Genomic DNA, 25,917 nt, shown 5'->3' on the forward strand with positions numbered 1-25,917 from the left:
TTCTATACTATGAAAACTAAGCTTCATCTTTCCAATTTAATCGATCTGAAGGTGAAAATTGCCAAGGAGCTTGATTGTTTTCAATATTTGTATTCATTGTTGCCAATTCAGAAGGCATTTTTGATTCTTCCATCACCAGATATCTCCTTAAATCAATTATAATTTCTAAAGGATCAATATTCACTGGACAGGCTTGAACGCATGCGTTACAACTTGTACAAGCCCATATTTCTTCTTCTGTAATATAATCTCCAATCAATGACTTCCCATCATCAAATTTATCACCTTCTTTCCTAACCCCTTTACCTACTTCTTCTACTCTATCACGCACATCCATCATAATTTTACGTGGAGATAATTTTTTACCAGTAATATTTGCTGGACATTCGGATGTACACCTCCCGCATTCGGTACATGTATAAGCGTTTAAAATATTAACCCAAGTTAAATCTCTGACATCCTTAGCACCAAATCTTTGTGGCGTTGCATTTGGATCTACTTCAGGAACAGCGTAAGGATCAGCATTTGGATCTAACATAAGCTGGACCTCTGATTTAACGCTCTCCATATTGGTAAATTCTCCTTTAGGTTTCAATTTTGAAAAATACGTATTTGGAAAAGCCCAAATGATATGTAAATGTTTAGAATAAGGTAAATAACACAAAAATGAAAACACCATTAATATATGTCCCCACCAACCTATTCTTTCTAAAACAACAAGTGTATCCATGCTCAAGGAATCAAATAATAATGGCCCCATCCATGAACTAATTGCAAACCCATAAGATTCTCCATAATTCATTCTGTGCATCACTTCATCCGTTCCGTTCATAGTAAAAATACATACCACGAGTACAAACTCCAGGTATAAAATGATGTTCCCATCTAGTTTTGGCCATCCTTTCATTTCTGGCTTTACAAAACGGGGAATTTTAAGAAGGTTTCTTCGTGCTAAAAATGAGAAAGTAGCAATTAATGCAAGCAAAGACAGGACTTCAATTAAACTTATTGTAAAAGTGTATAATCCTCCTAAACTTTCATAAAAAAAACGATGTGTTCCGAAAGCACCATCAATGATTATTTCAATCAACTCGATTTGAGTTATAACGAAGGCAACATAAATAAAGATATGGAGAATCGCTGCAATAGGACGAGCAGTCATTTTTGATTGTCCCAAAGCAACTCGAATCATTGTTTTCCAACGTTCCTTTTTCTGATCAGATCGATTTTCTTCACGACCAAGTCGAATGTTTTGAATTATTTTGCGAACGTTATAAGCAAAAAAGCTACCCGATCCAATTAAAACAAGAATAAAAACAATATTACTGATTTCCATCTAACACTAAAATTAATAAAATTGAAAAAGATTTTCCCCTATGAATTTAATTCATTTTGGTTTTTCTACCAAATAAAGAAAAGTGAACATATTTATTTGGATTTGCTTCCATATCATCCAATAAATTTTGAAGGGACTGATTGGTTTCTATAAGTTCATTATGTAAACTATCTGTATGCAATAACATACCTAAAGACCCTTCCCCATTGTTTACTTTACCTAATACACCATTAAGCTCTGCCAGTGTGTTTTTTGTCTCAATAATAACAGACTTTATTCCTGAATCTTTTAGTGTGTCTGATATCGCAGATATATTATCAATTGTATTAGATATTTGCTCTGATTTATTTGCTAGATTATTTGTTACTTCGCCGACATCGTTTAGAATTTTATCAACCATATCAGTTTCTTTTTTAATCAGCACGCTTAAATTATTCGCTAAATCTCCAAATGTACCAACAGCAAAACGAACTTCATCTAAACTTTCATCGATGGTATAGGCTGCACTAGTATCCCAAAACGCACCAACTGAAACGATAATAGCATCCACTGAACTAATTAATTCTTCCGTCTTTTTCTTAAGCGGTAAAATTTCCTCATTAATTTGCTCCTCGAGTGACTGCGCGATAGTACCCTTCAATGTATCTCCCGTTTCATAAAAAGTTAATTCGGAACTGTAATCATTATTTAACGTTAAATCCAATGCTTTGGTTCCTAAAATATCAGAGCTTATCAACTCTATCTTGGATCCAAAAGGAATCAAAAGTTCCTCATTATCAACTGAAAATTTAACTTGAATAGTATCAGCGTAAGAAGGGTGTAATCCAACAGAAAGCACTTGTCCTACTTTTAGCCCGTTTAATTGTACCTCGTTCGAAACTTGCAAACCTGAAGAATTCCCAAAATTCACATAAAATTCTCGATTTTTGCCAAATAGAGGTCCACCTTTTAAGAAATTGACTCCAACAAAGAGTAATAACAACCCTAAAACGACTAGTAATCCAACTTTAAATTCCTTTGACACTCTCATTTCGACTTAAATACGTTTTTCTATAGTTTGGAATTGCTTTGCAATAGCTCGCTAATTTAATGGAAAAAATCGTTGACGCTTACTTTTTCGTCAAATTAATTGCTTTTTCGATATTAATCCTCTGCTCACCTTGAAATGCAACAACAAAAGCATTTTCAAATCCTTTTCTTCTCATTTCAGCTTTTAATTCTTTTGCTTCTTCGACATTATCATATAGTCCAACTGTATATTTATGTAGACCATTTCCTTCGTACTTCCATACGGGCATCCCTAAAAATCGAGGATCGTTAAGACTTAGTAAATCTGAGGTTGTTGCAATTTGAACCCGAAACACAATTTTATCTCTATTTTCATCAAGTTCTAAAGCTTCCTCGTTCATTCCATAATCAGGCGGCGCACTCGATTCAAAAGTTGTTGATTGATCCGCCGATTCGTAGTACATTTTATACTTTTCGAAAGCAGTAAAAATTGAACCCGCCATTTTCGTTTGATTAGCTGTATCGCGTAAAAAATTTTCTTCTTCAACGTTGGTAAGAAATCCGGTTTCAATTAAAACACTCGGCATAGTTGTTTTATAGAGCACCAAAAAACCGGCTTGACGAACACCTCTATTTGCACGTCCAAGGCTAACAAATTCATCCTGAATTCTAGCCGCAAACTCAATACTATGATTTAAAAAAACGCTGAGTTGAAGTTGTCTAGCGATTATGGCGTCCGCTGATAATTTTTCATATTTTTCATCACTATTTGCCTCGAATTCGATTGCCGAGTTTTCTCTTTCAGCAATCTCACGTTGTGCTTCCGTTTTGTGCAACCCCAAAACATAAGTTTCTGCTCCAAACGCTTTAGATGGCCCGGCATTTGCATGAATACAAATAAATAAATCTGCATTATTTCTATTGGCAATAGCCGCACGCTCATCCAATTCAATAAAAACATCTGTCGTTCGGGTGTATATCACTTTAATGTCTGGAAAATGTTTTTCAATAAATTTCCCAAGTTTTAACCCAATTGCCAAAGTTACCTCTTTCTCTTTCGAGTGTTTACCGTGACAACCTGGATCTTGACCGCCATGACCAGGATCAATAACTACGGTATGTATTCCTCTTAACGCTGCATCCATTTGATTAAACGCATTTTGCGAAAAAAACATGAAGCAACACAATATAAAGCGCTTTGAAATGTTATATGCCTTTGTATTCATCTGACTTAAAAGTTATAGATTTGTCTTTTTTTTTAATCTATATAACAAAGTTAAGACCAAAAGTTGCGTAAACTCTTAAACATACGGTTAGTTATCAATTTTTCATTGTTGATAATTGCAAGCTTTTATAGTCTTGCTAGCTTTGGACAAACTGAAGTCAAGAGTGGAAGTTCTAATGCTAATGGATTAAATTCACCCGTTGATTATCAAGCACGTGATTCAATTGTCTCTAATATTCCAAATCAAACCGTAAAGCTATACGGTGAAAGTGTTGTTACCTACGAAGACATAGAGTTGAGATCGGATTATATTGAGATTGACCTAAAAACCAATGAAATTATTGCAACCTATAGCCTTGACAGTGTCGGAAACCCTATTGGAAAACCCGTATTTGTAAGCGGAGGTGAAGAAAGTGAATGCGATTATATCAAATATAATATAGAGACTAAAAAAGGGATTGTAAAAGAAGTTAGAATGCAACAAGGTGAAGGCTACATTCATATGGCAGAATCAAAAGTTCACCCAAACGAGCAAATTCATTTTAAACATGGTAAATTCACAACTTGCGAGAATGAAGAGCCGCATTTTCACTTTAATCTTTCGCGGGCAATAGTTGTTCCTGAAAAGCGTATTGTTACTGGCCCAGTTTACATGCAAATTCTTAAAGTACCAACTCCACTAGCTGCACCTTTCGGTTTTTTCCCGAATTCTGAATCAAAAAAGGCTGGAATTATTTTACCTGATTTCCAAAATGGTAATTACGGATTTGGACTTGAAAACCTAGGTTACTACATACCATTAAACGATTATTGGGAAACTTATATGTACGGAAGTATATTTACGACTGGTAGTTGGGCGGCCCAGAACATGACGAATTACTATAGAAAATATAAGTATCGAGGAGGATTTAGTCTGCGATTTGAGCAATTTCGCGGAAAGTTTTATGACGATTTTGATACCAGAAATAAATGGACATTAAATTGGAATCACAGTCAAGACGCAAAAGCTCATCCTACTTTAAAATTTTCAACAAACATAAACTATGTCTCAGACAATACCGCCCAAACAAGTTTAGATGCGATAAACCCTAATTTTTATAATAATACATTCAACTCAAGTGTTAACATTAGTAAGTCGTGGAAAACGAAAAAATTTAACGGAACAATGGGGATGTTAAATTCATTACAACAAAACTCACAAACTGGTAATTATGCATTAGAATTACCTCATTTAAACCTTTCAGTTAGTCGTTTTGATTTAGGTGTATTACGTAAGAACAAAATTGGAAAAAAATGGTACGAATACATTACGGTAGTGTACAATATGAACGCAAAAAACTCAATCACTGCGCCTGATAGTATATTCAATCCTGACGACTTAGGATTAGTAAGAGAATATGCTTTAAATGGATTAGAACATCGAGCAACTGTTCAATCAAATTTAAGAACTTTTGGTGGCAGAATAGTTTTAACCCCTTCTGTGAATTATCGTGAAATATGGAATTTTCAGTACGAGGAGCGTTCATGGAATGAAGATTTACAAAAAGTCGACACTACTGAATTCAATGGATTTAAAAGCTCAAGAGATATCGCGTTTGCCGCATCCGCCCAAACCAATTTTTATGGCTACTACAAAATGAAAGGAAAACAAGGCGTAAAATTCCGTCATGTAGCTTCGCCAACTTTAAGTTTTTCATATCGACCTGACATAGGACTTTATGAAGAAATTCAAACTGACTCTTTAGGAAACACTAGATACTATTCGCCTTTTGCACTAAGTAAATACCGAGAAGTTTCAAACGGATCTTCAGGTCGAATAAATTTTGGGATAAACAATACGTTAGAAATGAAAAAACGATCTCGAAAAGATACAATTAATGATACTTTTCAATCTTATAAACTAATTGATGCCTTCTCAGCAACTGGGAATTACGACTTGTTAAAAGATTCAATGAACCTGAGCAATATCGCCTTGGCCTTTCGTACATCGAAGTTTTTCAACATCTTCAACTTCCAAACAAACGCTACCCTATCACCATATAGTTGGGTTGATTCTACAGGCTATGCAATATCAACTTACGCATGGCAAGATGGCAGAGGTTTAGGTCGAATTACCACCGCTAAAGGTGTAATAAACGCAAATTTTACAAATAAAAAAGGAAGAGAGAAGCAAAAAGAAGCCGATGAAGCGACGAAAGATGATGCTATAAAAAATGGCAATGCAACGGATCCTAAGTCAAAAAATTATTCAATTCCATGGGTGCTTAATTTAGGTTATAATGTGAATTATTCGCAACAATCCTTATCCAACGGATTTGGTTCCATTGTTGACAGCTTTAGCATTGTTCAGACCATAAGCGCAGATGGAAATGTTAACTTGAACGATAAGTGGAAGATTGATTACTACTTTAACTTTGACATTGAGGAATTGTTTTTAACCAATTTTACAGTGGGTTTATGGCGCGATTTACACTGCTGGGAAACGAGTTTATACTTCCAACAATTCGGTCCGATGTTTCCAGAAACGGGAATATCAAATTGGAGTGTTCAATTTAAAATAGGTGTAAAAGCTAGCATGTTCCAAGACATCAAGTATGATCATACGTTTAGAAATCCAGGACCAATATTCTAATAACTAACGAAAGACCACAATAAATCCTGTATGTTCAAAAACTCGATCATCTATTAAGTCTCTTGCTTTTAAATACCAGGTGTATACACCATCCTGAACGACAGTATTATTCGGACCATTTCCATTCCATTTTTCTTCAGGATTTCGTGTTTCCCAAACCACTTCACCCCACCTATTGTATACTTGTAGATAAAATTCATCTAAATTAAACCCTGAAACATATACACTCCAATCATCATTGATTCCGTCTTGATCAGGCGTGAAAGAGTTAGGAGCTATTACATAATCATCCTCTAAGACTAAAACTGCCAATGAATCTTTATTTATACAGCCAAATTCATCTTCTACCGATAAATATACTGTGTATTCTCCTGTTTCAAATTCTGGATAATTTACATCGACGTAGGTATCACTTTCTGATGTTAGAGGAGAACCCAATGGAAAATCCCAATAATAATTGCTACTTTCTTCAGGATAAGAAATAGAAAATCTGAATTTTGATTCAAAATAGTGAGTAACAGTTCTGTCAACGTAGAACTCAACACTCGGTAGATTTCTGATTGTCAAAAGCCGAACCAACGTATCTCGGCAGCCTTGTGTGTTTTCCACCTTTAATGAAACAACAAATTCTCCTGCAGTTAAGTATTCATGTGTCGCATCATAAATATTTAATTCATCTGATGCATCTCCAAAATCCCATAAAGAGTTTATGATTGAAGATTCATCTGACGTAAACGAATTATTTACAAATTGCACCATTTCACCTATACATGCATCTTCCACGGCGTAATCAGCTGTAATTTGATTAACATATATCTGTTTTGAAACACTATCTATACATCCCGCCTCTGAGCGAACCAGAAAATGTAAATTATATACACCGGGTTCTGTATAAATATGTGTAGGATTTTGTACATTACTCATACCTCCATCTCCAAATTCCCAACTCCACAAATCAAAAGAAGGGGCTCCATCAATACTAGTTAAATCGTTAAAATTTAAACTATGATTAGCACAGACAACCCAATTAGTTCCTCCGTCAAGCGAACCAATGCTCTCAATTTCGAAATCAGCCTCTGGTCTTGGAAAGATAGAAACCTCATGCATTGTTGTATCATAACATGACTCATCTTCACTGAATACAATCAATTCGACCTCATAAGTTCCTGGCGCCTCATAGAGATGTACAGGATCGAACAATAATGAGATGTTGGTATCGTCAAAACCCCAAACCAGGCCAGAATCTCCAACGCCTGTTGAAAGATTTTCAAAATAAACTTCGTCACCAAAACAAACGTTTACAAAATCAAAATCTGCAACGGGAATTGTCGGTGACTGATAAGAAACCCTTTTACACCCCTCATCATAGAAATATACAGCAGTAAACTCCCCTTCACCATAACTTATTGGATTTATTGTCGGATCTGTTTCCCCCGGCAGTGCTTCACCATTCTTAAACCATTGCCAATACCCTCCATCGTCAATTGTATTTGCCGTTAATTGAAGATCACCACTACACCACCCTCCAGTTGTTTCTATTTCTCCCAGTAAAAATGACTCATTAAGAATTAGCTCATCAAAATAAAAATAAGAACCATCTGTATCCCCAATATCACCGCAGGTACCGCCAAAAGCAATTGCTTCAAGGTTTACTAGCGGGGTAAAAGTAACCGATACAACTTGCCAAGCCCCATCCATTGAATAAGTAATATTCTCGGCCGCAAGCAATTGCCAACTGTCTATTCCTTCAGGGCAAGTAACTCCTGTCCATGGTAAATCCATACAATTTGGTGTACCGTATATTTCCAATAGTAACTCATCTTCATCTCCATAGGCGTAGGCCGTATGGAAAGTTAAAGTATACGAAATACCGGCTAATAATAGATCCTCTGTACAAACTCCTACATATTCTCTATAAGGTGTAGAAAAATTATATAAACCAATAAATCCATCCCCACCTCCAGGCAAAGGTTCCAACGGGGGAATTGCGCCATCCAGCATTAGCTCTGATAACCCACATAAGTTATAATAATCTGAAGTCGCATCTGAAGCCTGAACCCAATCATTTGCACATACTAACATTGCTTCAGTTTCAGGACAGCAAAGTGACTCTTCAAAGGACGGGTTAGGAATAACACTGAGGTTAATTAAATTATCACAATCACATTCATTATCATTTAAATCAACCAAACCATCCCCGTCATCATCAATAGCATTATCACAAATTTCCTGAGAATATACCGGAAATACAACACCTATAAGACATAAGAAAAAAGTGGTTTTCAGAATTAAATTCATTTTTTAGCTACAGGTTGGTCGTAAAACTCTAAACTTAATCTAAATTGATTGATTTTCAAAGAATAATAAAGATTTTTTACAGACTTCTAATAATTCCCCAGTCATTTCTTTATTTTCCCATGGCTGTTTGATTCCAAAAGTATGACCAGCACCTTTTATTATTTCGATTTCCGTGTCAGACCAACTGGCAAGTAACTGACCTTCAGAAATACTCACCACCAAATCCATGTCTCCATGAATTTGTAAAAAGCGATTTTCCCGCTCTTCTAATGCTTTTTCAATGTTTAATCGTGACTTGTTATTTTGATAATCATCATAGAATGAAATATTATGTGGCATTTCTTGTTTTGTCCGATTGTTTGGTACAAAGTAAACACCTTCTCTCTTCCATACATCAAAATCCTCTCCTTTCGGGAATCTTGTCTCAATATCACTAATCCCTGCCAATGAGATAACACTTGAAACTTTTGGATTTTGTACACCTGCCAAAATTGACACTCCTCCACCCCTACTATGGCCAATTAAATGTAACGGGACATTTAAATTACATTCTTGACTTATTAAGCGATCAGCCTCGTCTATCATTATCTGAAGGTCTTTCACTTCGAACGAGAAACAGTTTTCCGAAAACGCTTTTAAATCTGGAAAATCTATCGGGTTTTCTACTGTTCCACCATTATGTGAAAAATTGAATTTCAAAAAACCATACCCTGCTGCAACAAAATAATCTTGAACTAAATTCCATGCTCCCCAATCCTTATATCCCTTGTATCCATGACTAAAAATTATCATTCCTTTCGGGTTGAATGGTATTGTACAGTCGTATACACTTTTCCTACTCTTACTTCCTTCGAATATTTTATTTTTAAAATCAATAAGCATTCCTGATATTTTTAATTGTAGAACTTGTTATCTTTACGGTGAAGTTAATTAAACGAAAAGAATCTGAAAATAATCACAACAATAAAACACTCCACCTTATTTTCATTGCTGATTGCAGTCGCGGGATGTTCTGCATCGTTTGGAGAAAAATATACATACAAGCAATTGGAAATATATTATACACCTCCTGCAGTCAATGAAAGGTATGTCGAGTCTTTAGCTCAATATTTCGATCAAAACAATTTATTACTCGAAAAGAAGCACTCAATCCAATTAACATCTGACCAAGAAAGTTACGTGTTAAAAATGGTATTGAATAATCAATTCAATAAGTTTCCTGAAGAGAAATTAGATCAAATAAATGGACTTGAACAAGACATTAAAGAGAAGGTGTTTAACGGATTGAATTTCAAGATTATAGTTTGCAACGAAAATTTCATCCCATTAGAAAAATAATAAAAATCCAATGAAAATTTCGGCCTCCATATATTCAGACAAAAATAATAATATTGAAGAGACTATTCAGGCATTAAACGATTCTCACGTGGATATGATTCACGTAGATTGTAATGATGATTTAAATGTCTTCAAAGACATTCAAACTATTCAAAATCATTCAAATATCCCCATAGATCTACATATTATTACTCCGAAGATTGAACGTTTTTATCCGGCATTAACAGAATTTGATATTGAGTTTGTAACCATTCAGTACGAAGATCTTTTAGATAAAACATTAAAAATCCCTAAAGAATTCTGTGGTCAACTCGGACTTTCTATTACTTCGAATACACCTATCGATGTTTTTGATCAATATGCAGATGAATTCGACTTTATATTGTTTATGGCAACAACGCCTGGTCAAAGCGGAGGAAAATTTGATTCAATTAATTTTAGAAGAATAAGGAATTTCCAAAAAAAATACCCAAACAAGCGTGTCCATGTTGATGGAGGTGTAAACGGAGAAGTCTCTTTTGTCTTAAGGAATATGGGGGTATATGCATCAGTTTCTGGATCATACTTATTCAATTCCTCAACCATAAATACAGCACTGTTAAATTTGAAATTGAACGAAATAGAATCAGGTTTTTTGGTAAAGGATTTTATGCGAGATCTAAGTGAATCTCCCACAGTAAATTTTGAATCTTTGGAATTAGCAAACATTTTAGACGCCATAGACAACGGACAAATGGGGTTTACACTCGTATTAGCGGAGGACAATAAATTAGAAGGAATAATTGGAAATGGAGATTTAAGAAGGGGATTAAAAGAAAACCTTCCAAATCTCTCGGATATAAACGTTCAACGCTTAGTAAATAAAAATCCGATAACAGTACCTGAACACTATACTGTATATCAACTATTGCGTTTTATAAAAAAAGAAAGTCGACCGATATTGTATTTACCGGTTGTTGATAAAGAAAATAGAGCTGTGGGAACAGTTAATTTTATGAATTTAATTAAAGGAGAATTATGATCATCCACTTAAAAAAAGAAGTTGGACGCGAAAATGCTGAGCAAATTGCAAAAGAAAATAACGCATTTATTTTTGAAGAAAAAGAACAATTTGTTCTAATTAGTTCCTCATCACAGAAAGAAGTGAATCCTAAGTTTAATGATAGCATTCTTGAGACTTTTGTATTTGACAATGACATTCAGTTAGCGAGTAGAAAATACAAAAACACGACGCGCGAGGTAAAAATTGGAAATGTTACAATTGGTGGTGAAACAGGTAATACATTAATGATTGCTGGTCCATGTTCGGTAGAATCAGAAGAGCAAATCCAATCTTCTTCAGAATTATTAAAAAAACTTAACCTAACCACCTTGCGAGGGGGGTGTTATAAACCAAGAACGTCCCCTTATAGTTTTCAAGGTTTAGGTTTGGAAGGACTCAAATTATTAAATAAGATGAAAGAAGAACATGGACTCAACATTATTACGGAAGTAAGAGATGCTACACATGTTCAAGAAGTCATCGAATATTCAGACGTTATTCAAATCGGTGCAAAAGCAATGTACGACCAAGGAATTCTTCGAGCTTGCGCGAAGATTGATAAGCCCGTTTTAATTAAGCGAGGTTTTGGAACGACCTTACAAGAATTTGTGCAATGTGCTGAATTCGTTCTATCTGGTGGGAATCCCAACGTTATCTTATGCGAAAGAGGATTACGGACATTTGAAACGAAAACAAGGTTTACCCTTGATTTATGTGGCGTAGCCTTTTTAAAAGAACACACGAATTGCCCAATTGTATTAGACCCTAGTCATGCAATGGGACATGCCTACGGTGTTCCAGATTTAACCCGTGCATGTGTCGCGATGGGAATAGACGGTTTATTAATTGAAGTACATCCAGACCCCAATGTGGCCAAATCAGATGCATCACAACAGTTGAATCATTCTGAATTTGAAGAACTACTTCAAACTTTACATCCAGTTGCGGCAGCTGTAAATCACCAAATCATCTAAGCAGAATCCTATGAATGTCTATAACAAAAACATTGATTACCTCTGTGATCAAAGAAATATGTCACTTTCAGAATTTGAACAGATTATCTATATTCCGAAAGTTAGAATTATGGAGCCAACACCTGATGAGTTGGTGAAAATTGCTGATTATTTCAACCTAAGTATAGACATCCTAATAAAAAAGGATTTAAAGCATTATGATACATCTAAACATATCAAGATAAAACTAGTTTTAATTGATGTAGACGGAACAATGACTGACGGAGGAATGTATTTTACAGAAAACGGAGATCAGATAAAAAAATACAATACAAAAGATGGAATGGCGATTGGTAGAAGGGCAAAAGAAGGACTTCAATTTGGCATCATATCACATGGACATAAGCTTAATATGGTTCAAGATCGAGCGGATTTATTAGGGATACAACATGTTTACGTTGGACAAAAACCTAAAACTGATGTTTTGCATGATTGGTGTCAAGCGCTAAAAATTGTTCCTACCGAAGTTGCTTTTATAGGTGATGATATCAATGATATTGAAATTATGAAAACGGTTGGATTATCTGCTTGCCCTGCTGACGCAGTTAATGATGTGAAAAAAGTCGCAAATATCATTTTGAAAGCAAATGGCGGTAAAGGTTGTGTTAGAGAATTTATTGATGAGTGGATTTAATTAAAAAAGATAAGACATTAATTGTAATTGTTGGACCAACTGCTATTGGTAAAACAGCTTTAAGTATAGATTTAGCACAACATTTTCTCTGCCCTATTCTTTCTTTCGATTCACGCCAATTTTATCGTGAAATGAATATTGGAACGGCAAAGCCAACACTTGATGAATTGAATCAAGCCGATCATTACTTTATCGGTAACCTTTCTATTCATGATCATTACACGGCCGGCATTTATGAAAGACAAGCGCTAGAACGACTCGATTTACTTTTTCAACAACATGATTATTGTGTTGCTGTGGGAGGGTCTGGTTTATATATTGATGCTTTAGCCTATGGCATTGATGACATTCCATCCGACGAAGAAGTCAGAAAAAAACTTCAAAAAAGATGGAAAGAGGAAGGTTTATCCGCATTAAGTGAACAGGTTAAATTGATCGACCCGAGTTTTTATGAGGCATCTGATATGCAAAATTCGAGACGTGTAATTCGCGCCCTAGAGGTTTATGAAATCACTGGAAAAACTTATACCGAACTAAGGAAAAAAACACCAAAAAGTCGTCCATTCAACATTAAATGGATTGGTTTAAATATTGAAAGAGAACTCTTATTTAACCGAATCAATAAGCGCGTTGAAAACATGATGGAAATGGGGTTATTACAAGAAGTTGAGCAGCTATTAGAGCACCGCGAAGTAAAAGCTTTAAAAACAGTTGGATATCGTGAATTTTTCGGTTATTTTGATGGTGAGTATAGTTTAGATCACGCTATAGCTCTAATACAACGAAATACGCGACATTACGCAAAACGACAAGTCACTTGGTTTAAAAAGAATTCAGACGTTTTATGGTATGAACCACAAGACTTCAATAAAATTCTCGAAGAAATTATTAAATAAATTTCGCTTTCTGCATTTAAATTATAAATTTGTAAAGCATTAAAATAAAACAGGTAAAGATGAATGATAGAAATGATGAAGTATTCTCGAAAAGAGTAAAAGCAGGAAAAAGAACATATTTTTTCGATGTAAAAACAACGAGAGGAAAAGATTTATACTTGACAATTACTGAAAGTAAAAGAACGGGAGACTACGATGGGCAGCCTGAATATGAAAAGCACAAGATTTTTCTATACAAAGAAGATTTCGAAAAATTCACAGAAGGAATGGGAGAAGCTTTAGACAAAATTAAAAGTCTATGGGAGACTGGAGAATACAAAACTCCTGAAGAAAATCCTGAATACGAATCAAGAGAGGAAGTAACATTTGACGAATTATAAATTATAATTTTGCAACTTATTCAAGCCTTCAACATAGTTGAGGGCTTTTTTTATGTTTTAATACCTATAAATAAATACGTATCTTTGCGACAGATATGAACCAGTATAAAAAAGTCGCGTTTTACACTTTAGGATGTAAGCTCAATTTTTCTGAATCTTCAACGATTTCCAGAAATTTCGAAGAGGAAGGCTATGCAAAAGTCGATTTTAATGATACACCTGATATTTTTGTGATAAACACTTGTTCTGTCACAGAAAATGCAGACAAAAAGTGTCGCAGTGTGGTGCGTCGTGCTTTAAAAATAAATCCAAATGCATTCATCACAATGATTGGGTGTTATGCCCAACTCAAACCAACAGAAATCAGTGAGATTCCTGGGGTAGATCTGGTTCTAGGTGCAAATGAAAAATTTAACATCCTCAATCATATTGATGAGCTAGAAAAGAAGGAAACACCAATTGTCAGTGCTACAAAAATTAAAGAAACCAAAGACTTTGTTCCTTCTTTTAGTATGGGCGACCGTACCCGTTCGTTTCTCAAAGTGCAGGATGGCTGTGACTATTTTTGTACGTTCTGTACCATTCCACTGGCACGTGGAAAAAGTAGAAACGCAAGTATTTCAGAAACAATTGAAGAAGCAAAAGAAATCGCTAATTCGAACTTTAAAGAAGTTGTATTAACCGGTGTAAATATAGGAGACTTTGGACAAGGAAGTGATGAGAATTTCCTAGAGTTAATCAGAGCTTTGGATAATATTGAAGGAATTGAACGATTTAGGATTTCATCAATTGAACCAAATTTGTTATCAAATGAGATTATAGAATTTGTGGCGAAATCAAACCGCTTCGTACCACATTTCCATATTCCATTGCAATCAGGTTCTAATACCCTTTTAAAAGCAATGCGCCGTAAATATCTACGGGAATTGTATCAAGAGCGTGTTAAAAAAATTAAATCACTGATGCCGCATGCGTGTATTGGGGTCGATGTTATTGTTGGTTTTCCTGGGGAAACTGAAGAAGAATTCTTAAAAACGGTAAATTTTATCAAAGAGCTTGAGGTGTCTTACCTCCATGTGTTTACGTATTCTGAACGTGCTAATACGACTGCAAAAAAGATGGAAGGTATCGTTCCTGTTTCTGTAAGAAGAGAAAGAAGCAAAAAACTTCAAATTCTTTCCGAGAAAATGAAACGGAAATTTTATGAGGAACAACTCGGAACAAAAAGCACTGTTCTATTTGAAGCTGATCAGCAAAACGGTTTTATGCACGGGTTTAGTGAAAACTATTTGAAAGTAAAGGTACCTTTCAACCCAACTTTAATTAATCAAACAGTAGCTGTAGAATTTATTGACATCAACATGGACACTACTGTTAACGTTAATTTATTAGAAAATATAGTTGTGGTATAAAAAAATCCTCCCATAAAAATGAGAGGATTTTATCAAAATAATTAAGACTGCTTGTTTATTTCTTAAACTCAGCCATTGTCTTATCAATTATCGCAACACAATCCAATAACTGTTCTTCAGTCATAACTAAAGGTGGTGCAAATCGAATAATATTTCCGTGAGTTGGTTTAGCTAGCATACCATTATCTCTAAGTTTCATACAAATATCCCAAGCTGTCGAACTATCTTCTGTATCGTTAATTACAACTGCGTTCAGCAAACCTTTCCCTCGAACCAGTTTTAATAAATCATATTTATCAACAAGTTTTTGAACTTCCGTTCGGAACAATTGACCTAAACTTTCAGCTTTATTAGCCAACTCCTCATCTTTTATCACGTTTAAAGCTGCCATAGCAACTTTAGCCCCAACTGGATTCCCTCCAAAAGTAGATCCATGTTGTCCAGGTTTTATAACCATCATAATTTCATCATTCGCTAAAACAGCCGAAACTGGGTAAGCTCCACCAGAAATGGCTTTTCCTAAAATTAGCATATCCGGCTTCACGTTTTCATGGTCAACAGCCAGTAATTTACCGGTTCGTGCAATTCCTGTCTGAACTTCATCTGCAATAAATAAAGCTCCATTTTCTTCACACAAGGCTTTAGCTTTAGTTAAATAACCTTCGTCCGGAACAAAAACACCCGCCTCACCCTGAATTGGCTCAACTAAAAAACCAGCAACATTAGGTTCTTTTAATGCTACTTCAAGCGCTTCAACGTCGTTGTATGGGATTTTGATAAAACCAGGTGTGTACGGACCGAAATTCTTTCTCGCATTCTCATCATTCGAAAAAGAAATAATTGTTGTCGTTCTACCATGAAAGTTATTCTCACAAACAATTATCTTCGCCTCATTTTCTGGAATTCCTTTCTTTTCGTATGCCCATTTCCGACAAATTTTAATGGCCGTCTCAACTGCCTCAGCCCCTGTATTCATTGGTAAGACTTTGTCAAAATCAAAAAACGAGGTTACAAACTTCTCGAAAACTCCCAATACATTATTATAAAACGCTCTTGAAGTTAATGTTAACGTTTGGGCCTGTTCGGTCATAGCTCCAACAATTTTAGGATGGCAATGCCCTTGATTTACTGCTGAATATGCCGATAGAAAATCATAATATTTTTTCCCTTCGACATCCCAAACATGAACTCCCTCACCTTTCTCAAGTACAACTGGTAAAGGGTGATAATTATGCGCTCCATGAGCATCTTCTAATTGAATTAAATCCTGTGATGATAGTTTGTCAATTGTTTCCATTTTTTTAAGATTTTAGAATATTTTAAATAAGCTCATCACGGAGAGTACTCATCCTTTCCTCGTTTAAGGTTTATCAGCAAAACACTGTTTAAACCCGGAGAGAAATCATCCTTAACAAAGTTAAAAATTTTAATCGATTGCGAAAAAATTATAACCTATCAATCCTAAATTCTTTTATGAAAACAACTAATCCATTTCTATTTCTCCTCCAAAACTTAAATGAGTCCCCCCCTGCCCTTTTTTCTTATCATTTAAGCGGGATTTTAACCCTGTTTGAATTTTTGTTGCCGTCTCTTTACTTTTCTGTTTAATTTCTGATAATTCAAAAACACAACCATATTTATGGGCAATCACTTCTAGTGCTTTTTTCGCTTCAACTATGGCTTTATTAGATAATCCCGGTTCTGAAAACACTCCTACTTTGTATGACATTTTAATTGGTATTTTTTACTTTAAACAAAATTAAACGGTTTATTTATTACACTTTTAGTAATTTCACAAACCTTACCGGTATCTAAACAAACTAAATAACACATAAAAACATGTAATTCAATTGTTTAATACACAAGTTTATACAATACCTAAATCGATAAACATGGCACATAACGAGGACTGTTCACTCCACACCCTTATCAAAACAATGTCAAAATCCGAAAAAAGGCAATTCAGAATTTACGTCCAACGCTACAACAGTAATACTGATGCAAAGTTTCTAGCATTATTTGATTGCCTGTCTAAATTAAAAAAGTACGATGAGCATTATATCCTTGCCAACACTTCCATTTCCAAGCGTCAAATCGCAAACGTCAAACAACATCTCTACAGTCAAATTTTAAAAGCTTTAAGCACTGTTTCTCAGCAAAAAAATATAAAAATAGAATTACGTGAACAACTCGATTTTGCAACTATTCTCTACAATAAAGGTCTATATAAACAAAGTTTAAAACTACTCGATAAAGCAAAAAATAAGGCATTAGAACATTTTGAAAACACGATTGCTTTTGAAATTGTTGAATTCGAAAAACTTATTGAATCACAATTTATCACTAGAAGTCTCTCTACTCGGTCGGACGACTTGGCTATAAAAGCTAAAGAATTAAGCATGTCGAACGTTCTAAACAGTAAACTTTCAAATTTATCGTTGCAACTATACAGTTTCTTTTTAAAGTTTGGCTACGCTAAAAGTGAAGAAGACCTCATTAAAGCCTCATCATACTACTACAAACATCTACCGAGTTTTGAATATAAACAACTGGGATTTCGAGAGGAGCTTTTCTTATCAATGTCACAACTTTGGCATAGTTTAATCATTCAAGACTTCGTCGGAGGCTATCGTAATGCAACTAGATGGGTGAATTTGTTTGACAAGTACAGCAATATGAAAAAGCACTACCCTGTTTTTTATTTAAAAGGTGCAAACTACTTGCTCGAATCTTTGTATTTCCTTAGATACAAATCTATGTTCACAGAAAAATTAAACGAATTTTCTCTGACCATTCATAACAGCAATTTCCCAAAAAACGACAATATAAAAACACTTATATTTTTATATGAAAATTATCATCAGATCAACCTGCATTTTTTAACTGGGAAATTTGAAAACGGAATTATATTAATTCCTGATATTGAAAAAAACCTTGTTACATTACAATATAAAGTAGACGAACATCATAAGATGGTATTTAATTACAAATTCGCTTGTTTATATTTCGGTAAGGATGATCACGAAAACTGCATAACCTATTTGAACAAAATTATCAACAACAAACAGTTAGGGATGCGCGAAGATTTGTTGTGCTTTTCAAGAATTTTAAGATTAATCTCGTATTATGAAGCTGGAAGAGATGAACTACTCGAGGTTTACATCAAGGACACCTTTCGCTTTTTAATAAAAATGAATGACCTTCATCTAGTTCAAAAAGAAATTATCTCGTTTTTAAAAAAACTGAACAAAATATACCCCCATGAATTAAAAAATGCCTTTAAACATCTGCATCAAAAATTAAAGTCAATTGAAAATCACCCCTTTGAAAAACGCCCATTTTTATACTTGGATATTCTTTCTTGGTTAGAAGGTAAAATCAATAATAAATCTATTCAGACAATTGTTCTAGAAAAAGTTAAAAATATGAAGTAAGCATTAACTTTGCAAAAATGGTAACAGAATACAACACGATCGACAAAGTAAGTGAAGGTGAATTTCGGGATAGAGGGTCCAAATTTTTAGCTTATGCCTTTCCTTGCATTGATGCAGATGAAGCTAAGGCTAAAATTGAAGCGCTTTGGAAAGAGCACCCAAACGCTTGTCACATTTGCTTTGCTTGGCGATTTGGTGTTGAACGATTTCAGGATAGGTATTCCGATGACGGAGAACCAAATAACTCAGCAGGAAAACCAATTTTTGGGCAAATTTTATCTTTTGAACTAACAAACATAGCTATAGCAGTAGTTAGGTATTACGGAGGGACTAACTTAGGTGTAGGAGGATTAGTAACAGCCTACAAAACAGCCTCTAAAGAAGCTTTATCTAAAGCAAAAATTACGATAAAAAAAATACAAAATTATTATTCTTTAAGCTATAATTATGAGGAAACTGGAGTAATTATGTCGATCTTAAACAAATGGAATACAACTATCATTAACCAAGGATTCGAACATAATCAACCCATCATTAATTTTAATATTCCTATTATATCTGGGGACTCGATTGAGCAAGAATTAAGTCAACTTAAAACAACAAACCTAACACTTATTAAAACAGTCTAAACAATGTTAAAAAACACAGAACTACTTCAAACATTAACATCCATTCCAGGAGCTAGCGGTGACGAAGGCAAGGTGAAAGATTTTATCGTTAGATATGTCGAAACTCATAAAAACGAATGGAATACAATCCCTACACTTTTTCATGGCAGTGAGTTTCAAGACGCCTTAATTTTAGTTTTCGGTCAACCTAAAACAGCTATCTTCGCGCATACTGACACAATTGGGTTCACAGTTGGGTATCAAAATAATCTAATAAAAATTGGAGGCCCTCGCCTAATCGACGGGATACAACTTGTCGGTGAAGATTCTCAAGGAAAGATTGAAACAGAGCTCATGATTATTGAGAATGAGAATGGAGAAGTTCAAACTAAATGTGTTTTTGATCGTATTATTGATCGTGGAACAAACCTGACTTTTAAACCAGAATTCAATTTATCGGAAGATTTTATTCAATCACCATACCTCGACAATAGACTTGGTGTTTATGTTGCGTTGCAGGTTGCTGAAACAATAGAAAATGGAGCAATTGTATTCTCAACTTATGAAGAACATGGCGGTGGTTCGGTTGGATTTCTTGGTCGTTTTTTGTTCGATAAATACAATTTAAGACAAGCATTAATCTCAGATATTACTTGGGTAACAGATGGTGTAAAACATGGTAATGGAGTTGCTGTTTCTATGCGAGACCAAGGGATCCCTAGAAAATCTTACTTAGATAAAATAATCAATTTGGCCAGGGATGCAAAAATAAAATTCCAATTAGAAGTTGAAAGCGCGGGCGGTAGCGACGGAACAATGCTTCAAAATAGTGATTTACCTTTCGATTGGTGTTTTATAGGTGCGCCAGAAGATAATGTTCATACTCCTAATGAGAAAGTTCATATAGATGACATCAATGAAATGATTAAATTGTACCGACATCTTATGACATTCTTGTAATCTTTTGAGGTTTGAATGAAATATATTACATTCAATCCCTCCAGCCCTGCTCTTCTTGGTTTTAGTTTATAATTTTTGTACATTGAGCTACCAACCAAAGTAATGACTCCATGAAGTATACGCAAACCTTTGCCTTCATTTTATTTATATTCGCCGGTTATTCGCAGAATAACAATCAATATTTGGGTGGTGGAAATTCAGATGGCATAACAGTCAGCACCAGTAGTAACTCGCAATTGTACGATGGTGTATTTAAAGCGACTGGAGCCAAAACAGTAGATGGCTCTGGTTTAATCGCAAAAAAAATGGAAGCTGTTCGATTCTTAGCTCAAGCTACTTTTGGGGGAAGTGCTGAATTAACTGACCATGTTGTAAACATTGGAATAAATGATTGGCTTATTGAACAATATGAAGCTGAACCTAATTACCTCGGAAACGCTACACAAGAGGTCTACAATACGATTCTAGCCACGCACATTGCTGAAGGTGGCGATTCCTCCGATTTTAGTATTCGTCCAAATTCGGCTCATGTAGATTATGCATGGTGGGATAATATCATGCGCGGTAAAGATTTATTGCGACAAAGAATGGCATATGCTCTAAGTGAAATCTTTGTTATTTCTTTAGAATCTAATATTGGAGGCTACGGTTTAGCGGTAGCAACATATTACGACCTGTTAATTAAAAATGCATTTGGAAACTATAGGGATTTAATCGAAGATATAACAAGAAACCCCGCTATGGGAGTTTACCTTAGCCATTTAAACAATGCTAAAACAGACCTTGAAAACAACACAAATCCAGATGAAAATTATGCCCGCGAAATCATGCAGCTATTTTCTATTGGATTGCATGAATTGAATCAAGATGGCACTTTAAAGTTAAGCGAAACTGGCCAACCCATACCCACTTATGACAATGAAGACATAAAAGAGTTTGCTAAGGTATTTACAGGACTTGGAATTGGAGCTCGCAGAGACACTATTGAACCTGAATTTTGGCATAGCTTATATTTTGCTGATGTTACAGTTCCTATGAAAATGTACGACGAATATCACGAACCAGGAGAAAAAAAATTGCTGAACGGCTACATAATTCCCGAAGGACAAACAGGAGACCAAGACTTAACAAATACCCTAGACCACCTCTTCCACCATAACAATGTCGGCCCTTTTATTTCTTCCAGACTTATACAACACTTTGTAAAATCCAATCCATCTCCCCAATACATTGAAGATATATCGGCAATTTTTGAAAATAATGGAAATGGCGTTCGTGGAGACCTATGGGCTGTTCTGAAAGGAATTTTACTTCATCCAGAAGCAAGGGATTGCGATTGGCTGAACGACCCTAGTCAAGGAAAATTAAGGGAGCCCATCATACGCTACACTACCGTTGCAAGACATTTTGGTGGATATTCTCCATACGAAGGAAGGTTTTGGAACCATTCATGGTCATTCTTAAATGACGTTGACCAGCACCCGCTTCATGCTCCAACTGTTTTTAATTTTTTCACTCCTGACTACAGTCCTAATGGACAAATTGCTGATGCAGGTATGGTTGGTCCGGAGTTCCAATTGCACAACTCTCGAACTGGTATTAATTACGCCAATCGAGTTTATTACTGGATAGAATATGAATACCTATTAGCCTGTAGCTCAAACGATGTACCTGAAGGAGTTAGTAATATAACTGAAACAAATATCACAAGTCTATTTGAATATTCAAAAGACGCGGACGCACTACTTGATCAACTTGACCTTTTTTTATGTCACGGTCAACTATCTGATCGCACAAGAAACATCATTAAAGAAGCTATTAATGAATTTCCTGTTACTTCTTCAGGTTTAACATCAAGAATTGAATTAGCAGCCTATCTTATATTAGTGAGCCCCGATTATAACATACTCAAATAAGCAATTAAATGTGTAAAGAATTTGAAAATAGCAGACGAAAATTTCTCAAACAACTGGGGGTTGCTACAGCTCTAGGTTTCACTTCGCCTTTATCTTCGTTAGCGAAATTTAAAAGTATCAACTCAATAATGAGTTCACCTCCTCCCCCACCTTTCGGAGATTATAAAGCAATTGTTTGTATCTTTTTACATGGCGGAAATGACTCTTACAACATGCTTGTACCACGAAGTTTAACCGAATACGATCACTATAATGCAACACGATCAAATTTAGCATTAGAACGAGAAGATCTTTTATCGATTGAGAGTGGCGACTTTGGTTTAAACCCATCAATGAGTGCATTGCAATCGATGTACAATGATGGAGATTTAGCATTTTTAGCCAATATCGGAACCTTAGTAGAACCAATCACCGTAGCTGATTATTATGCTCAATCGAAACAGGTACCTCTCGGCCTTTTCTCCCACCTTGACCAATATAAACATTGGCAATCCTCTCGACCTAATGAACGAGTAACAAAAGGCTGGGGTGGTTATATGGCTGACTTACTTGGCTACACCAACAGCAACGATAAAATATCGATGAATGTTTCCTTGTCGGGCACCAATATTTTTCAAAATGGTGTAAACACTACTCCATTTGCCATGAACAACAATGGACCAACATTACCCGTAAATTATTATGCCGAATATGGACATAACCCACAAAGACGCGCAGCCGTAGACAGCATGTTAAATTACACATTCGGTGATCCGTTTCAAAACACCTATGCGAATGTGTTGCACGATTCTATTTCTGCTGGAGTCGAGTTCAAAGAAGCAATAGACGAAGTTCCTGAATTTTCAACCGTATTTTCACCTGAACGATTATCCCAAGAATTACAGATTATTGCTAAAACGATTGCAGCCAGAGAGACTTTAGGATTTGAAAGACAAATTTTCTTTGTACGATATGGAGGGTGGGATCACCACGACCAATTAATTACCTCTCAAGGCTACCAACTGAGTGTGGTTAACAATGCGATGGCTGAGTTTAGAAGCGTTTTAAATGAGATTGGAATGTTCGATAATGTTACAACTTTTGTAGGTTCAGAATTTGCTCGAAAACTATTATCAAATGGTAATGGAAGTGATCATGGATGGGGTGGTAACACTATGGTTATGGGAGGCAATGTGAATGGTGGTAATATTTTTGGAACGTACCCAAGTTTGGAAATTGATGGTCCAGAATATTTATACGGAGGAATAACCGTTCCCACGACTCCAATTGATTCAATGTACGCAGAGTTAGCGCTTTGGTACGGCTTATCACCTAGTGATTTAGGTTATATTTTTCCGAATTTAAGTAATTTTCACACGCTAGGAGACCTAAGCACTGATTCACCGCCTATTGGATTTATGAACATGTAGAATTATGAGAACATTTATTACATTTATAATATTTCTGTTTTATCTGAATAATGGAATAGGACAATGCTATCCCGATCGGCATAATACGTCATGGTTTGATGGTTGGATATCCTGTGATAAAAGTGAAAACCCCAACAATAAAAGGGAAGAAAGCCATTGGATTTCTTACGATTTTGGTAAACCATATCAATTAAACGAGTTAAAAATATGGAACATCAACGACCCTGACCTTGTAGATTATGGGGCAAAAACAGTTATGATTGACTACTCGGTTGATGGATTAAATTGGATTGAGCATGGATTAGAAACATTCCCAAAAGCCCCTGGAAACAGCAGGTATGAAGGAAGTCAAATCACCCATTTCAACGGAATAAAAGCACGTTTTCTTTTAATTACAATTGTTGATAATTATGGTGGGGATTGTACAGGTTTTTCAGAGTTACGTGTCGAAGTTGATACAGCTAAAGATGAACAAGAAGATATTTGCATTATAGCTGACATCTACCCCAACCCTTTTGAAAGCACGTTTACAGTCTTTCTTGAAAAAAAATGTTTAGGAGAAGCCTTCATAGCAGTTGAAGATGTTTCTGGTAGGACGGTTATTGAAGAAAGCGTAATTAAATTATACGATTCTAAAAACATAGACGGACAGCATCTTTTACCAGGAATTTATTACGTTTGTCTGCGAAACGGTGAAATTAAAGAGCGATACAAAATTGTTAAACTTTAAAAATGCGGAAAGTTTCAAATGCTTCGGAATATGTAGCATCCCAAGATAAATGGAAAGAAGAAATAATTCTTTTGCGTGAATTATGTTTGCAAACAGAATTAGAAGAAACTATTAAATGGGGAATTCCTACTTACACCTACCGTAATAATAATATAGTTGGTATAGCATCGTTTAAAAATCATTGTGCACTATGGTTTCATCAAGGTGTATTTTTAAAAGATCAGAAAAAAATTTTAATTAACGCAAATAAGGAGCAAACCAAAGGGTTAAGACAATTACGGTTTAAAGACAAAAGTGAAATTAATCCTGAAATCATTTTAGAATACCTCAAAGAATCCATCCAAAACGAAAAAGAAGGCAAACGAATAAGACCACAAAAAACTGCAGTTTTAACGTTACCGGAAGAACTTTCAAACTTTTTTAAAGAAAACCCCAGAATCAAAGATCAATTCAACCAATTAACAGCATATAAACAAAAAGAATATGCTGAATTTATCGGGTCAGCTAAAAAACATCCTACAAGAATTAAGCGATTGGAAAAATCCATTCCTTTGATTCAAAAAGGACTTGGCTTGAATGATAAATACAGAGATTAAACCAACGACACATTGTGATTCTGCGTTACTTTGACAAACGTGGCTTATGCAAAGTTCAATCCTTTTTAACATCCTCCCATTACTACTCCTTCATTTAAACACTTTATCACAAGCATCCCCCATTTATTTTGAAAACACCCCAACTTGGTATGGTGAAGAGTATGTAGGACCTATGGTTGCCGATGACATGATAGGATGGATAGACGAGTTTACTTACAAGTGTGACGAGCCACAAATAGAACTCGGAGAAAATGATTACCACATTATTTCAAAAAATATTTGTAGAAACCCAAATATTGGAGGACCAGAATCATAACATGAAGTGGAAAACGATTTTATTTTTTACGTTCGTCAAGAAGGAAGAAAAATATATTCATATACCGATGGTCAAGATTCGTTATTTATCTCGTATGAGTTAAATGTAGGTGATCATTTTGGAGGTCAATTTGGAGCAATACATCCTGAAATGACTGTACAAAAAATTGACTCTATTTTAGTTGGTGATGCCTATCGAAATCAATTTTTTACAGATACTTTAGATGATGAGTTCCCAGACGCACATGTATTAGAAGGGATAGGGTATTTTGGCTATACAAATGATGAATATAATGTTTTTTTTCTGAGCGAAATCACTTCGTATGGTTCGTTTTGGGATTTGGATTTTGCATATTACCTCAATTGTTATGGAGAACTGGATGAAAAAAAATGGCCGTCAGACGGGCCTGCAAAATGCGCGCTTAATTTAAACCTCAATGAAGAAAAGCATACACTATTAAACATCCATCCTATTCCTGCAATAAATCAATTAGAAATCAACTCGCCTTTTGAAATTCGACAAATCACACTATATAATCAAAGTGGATTTTTAATAGCGAACACAAACTATTCGTCGGTAAATAATGTAAATTTACCATTAGTTGGTTATTCTCCCGGAATGTACTTTATTGAAATTCAACACTAGGGCGGCTTCACGGTTCGTAAAATAATCATTCACTAAAAAAGCACTCCTATTTCTAGAAGTGCTTTAGTATTAAATACCCTATTAATCCT

Annotated in this window: 24 protein-coding genes; 17 read left to right on the forward strand and 7 right to left on the reverse strand. The window is 35.1% G+C overall.

Annotation, left to right across the window (positions count from 1 at the left end; genetic code table 11):
* Nucleotides 1-16: 16 nt before the first annotated feature.
* The 3 genes from A8143_RS01315 to A8143_RS01325 form a co-directional block, all read right to left on the reverse strand.
* On the reverse strand, nt 17-1,336 hold the full coding sequence (locus A8143_RS01315; protein ID WP_070137223.1) for a (Fe-S)-binding protein: 1,320 nt from the start codon (nt 1,334-1,336) through the stop codon (nt 17-19).
* 46 nt (nt 1,337-1,382) lie between these two features.
* Nucleotides 1,383-2,366, reverse strand: a complete 984-nt coding sequence (locus A8143_RS01320; RefSeq protein ID WP_070137225.1) for an MlaD family protein — start codon at nt 2,364-2,366, stop codon at nt 1,383-1,385.
* A 79-nt stretch (nt 2,367-2,445) separates the two neighbouring features.
* A complete protein-coding gene (locus A8143_RS01325) occupies nt 2,446-3,489 on the reverse strand; it encodes an N-acetylmuramoyl-L-alanine amidase family protein (RefSeq protein WP_070137413.1) in 1,044 nt (347 codons plus the stop codon).
* A gap of 144 nt (nt 3,490-3,633) precedes the next feature.
* On the opposite strand from A8143_RS01325, the gene A8143_RS01330 reads away from it, so the two are divergent.
* Nucleotides 3,634-6,201: a putative LPS assembly protein LptD gene (locus A8143_RS01330; protein WP_175437456.1), complete on the forward strand. Its 2,568-nt coding sequence runs from the start codon at nt 3,634-3,636 to the stop codon at nt 6,199-6,201.
* A gap of 3 nt (nt 6,202-6,204) precedes the next feature.
* On the opposite strand, the gene A8143_RS01335 is transcribed toward A8143_RS01330, so the two are convergent.
* Nucleotides 6,205-8,499 carry a PKD domain-containing protein gene (locus A8143_RS01335; RefSeq protein ID WP_070137229.1) on the reverse strand — a complete coding sequence of 765 codons (2,295 nt, stop codon included), beginning with the start codon at nt 8,497-8,499 and terminating at the stop codon, nt 6,205-6,207.
* Between the two features lie 39 nt (nt 8,500-8,538).
* Nucleotides 8,539-9,381, reverse strand: coding sequence for an alpha/beta hydrolase family protein (locus tag A8143_RS01340; protein WP_070137232.1), 843 nt, complete (start codon nt 9,379-9,381; stop codon nt 8,539-8,541).
* Nucleotides 9,382-9,486: 105 nt separating this feature from the next.
* Between A8143_RS01340 and A8143_RS01345 the strand changes: the two genes are divergently transcribed.
* The 7 genes from A8143_RS01345 (at nt 9,487) to mtaB (ending at nt 15,214) form a co-directional block, all read left to right on the forward strand.
* The gene (locus A8143_RS01345) at nt 9,487-9,837 is read left to right on the forward strand and encodes a hypothetical protein (protein ID WP_070137234.1); all 351 of its coding nucleotides are present in this window, start codon (nt 9,487-9,489) and stop codon (nt 9,835-9,837) included.
* A gap of 10 nt (nt 9,838-9,847) precedes the next feature.
* Nucleotides 9,848-10,858 (forward strand): CBS domain-containing protein, encoded by a 1,011-nt coding sequence (locus tag A8143_RS01350; protein WP_070137236.1) that lies wholly within the window; start codon nt 9,848-9,850, stop codon nt 10,856-10,858.
* A complete protein-coding gene (gene aroF / locus A8143_RS01355) occupies nt 10,855-11,853 on the forward strand; it encodes a 3-deoxy-7-phosphoheptulonate synthase (RefSeq protein ID WP_070137238.1) in 999 nt (332 codons plus the stop codon). Before A8143_RS01350 ends, aroF begins: the two co-directional genes overlap by 4 nt.
* A gap of 10 nt (nt 11,854-11,863) precedes the next feature.
* A complete protein-coding gene (locus A8143_RS01360; RefSeq protein ID WP_217494770.1) occupies nt 11,864-12,526 on the forward strand; it encodes an HAD family hydrolase in 663 nt (220 codons plus the stop codon).
* Nucleotides 12,517-13,422 (forward strand): tRNA (adenosine(37)-N6)-dimethylallyltransferase MiaA, encoded by a 906-nt coding sequence (gene miaA, locus A8143_RS01365; RefSeq protein ID WP_070137240.1) that lies wholly within the window; start codon nt 12,517-12,519, stop codon nt 13,420-13,422. Before A8143_RS01360 ends, miaA begins: the two co-directional genes overlap by 10 nt.
* A gap of 59 nt (nt 13,423-13,481) precedes the next feature.
* Nucleotides 13,482-13,802 (forward strand): DUF3276 family protein, encoded by a 321-nt coding sequence (locus tag A8143_RS01370; RefSeq protein ID WP_070137242.1) that lies wholly within the window; start codon nt 13,482-13,484, stop codon nt 13,800-13,802.
* A 95-nt stretch (nt 13,803-13,897) separates the two neighbouring features.
* On the forward strand, nt 13,898-15,214 hold the full coding sequence (mtaB, locus tag A8143_RS01375) for a tRNA (N(6)-L-threonylcarbamoyladenosine(37)-C(2))-methylthiotransferase MtaB (protein ID WP_070137244.1): 1,317 nt from the start codon (nt 13,898-13,900) through the stop codon (nt 15,212-15,214).
* 55 nt (nt 15,215-15,269) lie between these two features.
* Here mtaB and rocD read toward each other — a convergent pair whose 3' ends face one another.
* On the reverse strand, nt 15,270-16,511 hold the full coding sequence (rocD, locus tag A8143_RS01380) for an ornithine--oxo-acid transaminase (RefSeq protein ID WP_070137246.1): 1,242 nt from the start codon (nt 16,509-16,511) through the stop codon (nt 15,270-15,272).
* 186 nt (nt 16,512-16,697) lie between these two features.
* On the reverse strand, nt 16,698-16,943 hold the full coding sequence (locus A8143_RS01385; RefSeq protein ID WP_070137248.1) for a hypothetical protein: 246 nt from the start codon (nt 16,941-16,943) through the stop codon (nt 16,698-16,700).
* 163 nt (nt 16,944-17,106) lie between these two features.
* Between A8143_RS01385 and A8143_RS01390 the strand changes: the two genes are divergently transcribed.
* From A8143_RS01390 to A8143_RS01430, 9 genes are all read left to right on the forward strand, one after another.
* On the forward strand, nt 17,107-18,648 hold the full coding sequence (locus tag A8143_RS01390; RefSeq protein ID WP_070137250.1) for a hypothetical protein: 1,542 nt from the start codon (nt 17,107-17,109) through the stop codon (nt 18,646-18,648).
* Between the two features lie 17 nt (nt 18,649-18,665).
* The gene (locus tag A8143_RS01395) at nt 18,666-19,277 is read left to right on the forward strand and encodes an IMPACT family protein (protein WP_070137252.1); all 612 of its coding nucleotides are present in this window, start codon (nt 18,666-18,668) and stop codon (nt 19,275-19,277) included.
* 3 nt (nt 19,278-19,280) lie between these two features.
* Complete coding sequence (locus A8143_RS01400) at nt 19,281-20,216, forward strand: M20/M25/M40 family metallo-hydrolase (RefSeq protein WP_070137254.1); 936 nt, start codon at nt 19,281-19,283, stop codon at nt 20,214-20,216.
* A 110-nt stretch (nt 20,217-20,326) separates the two neighbouring features.
* Entirely contained in the window at nt 20,327-22,132 is a 1,806-nt protein-coding gene (locus A8143_RS01405) for a DUF1800 domain-containing protein (RefSeq protein WP_070137256.1), read from the forward strand.
* Between the two features lie 8 nt (nt 22,133-22,140).
* Nucleotides 22,141-23,541 carry a DUF1501 domain-containing protein gene (locus tag A8143_RS01410; protein ID WP_070137258.1) on the forward strand — a complete coding sequence of 467 codons (1,401 nt, stop codon included), beginning with the start codon at nt 22,141-22,143 and terminating at the stop codon, nt 23,539-23,541.
* Between the two features lie 4 nt (nt 23,542-23,545).
* Nucleotides 23,546-24,271, forward strand: coding sequence for a discoidin domain-containing protein (locus A8143_RS01415; protein ID WP_070137260.1), 726 nt, complete (start codon nt 23,546-23,548; stop codon nt 24,269-24,271).
* Nucleotides 24,272-24,273: 2 nt separating this feature from the next.
* Nucleotides 24,274-24,867 carry a YdeI/OmpD-associated family protein gene (locus A8143_RS01420; RefSeq protein ID WP_070137262.1) on the forward strand — a complete coding sequence of 198 codons (594 nt, stop codon included), beginning with the start codon at nt 24,274-24,276 and terminating at the stop codon, nt 24,865-24,867.
* Nucleotides 24,868-24,913: 46 nt separating this feature from the next.
* Nucleotides 24,914-25,183, forward strand: coding sequence for a hypothetical protein (locus A8143_RS01425; protein WP_070137264.1), 270 nt, complete (start codon nt 24,914-24,916; stop codon nt 25,181-25,183).
* A gap of 6 nt (nt 25,184-25,189) precedes the next feature.
* Nucleotides 25,190-25,828: a T9SS type A sorting domain-containing protein gene (locus tag A8143_RS01430; protein ID WP_070137266.1), complete on the forward strand. Its 639-nt coding sequence runs from the start codon at nt 25,190-25,192 to the stop codon at nt 25,826-25,828.
* The last annotated feature ends 89 nt before the right edge of the window (nt 25,829-25,917 follow it).

The sequence above is a fragment of the Crocinitomix algicola genome (assembly GCF_001661595.2).
Taxonomy (GTDB): Bacteria; Bacteroidota; Bacteroidia; order Flavobacteriales_D; family Crocinitomicaceae; genus Crocinitomix; species Crocinitomix algicola.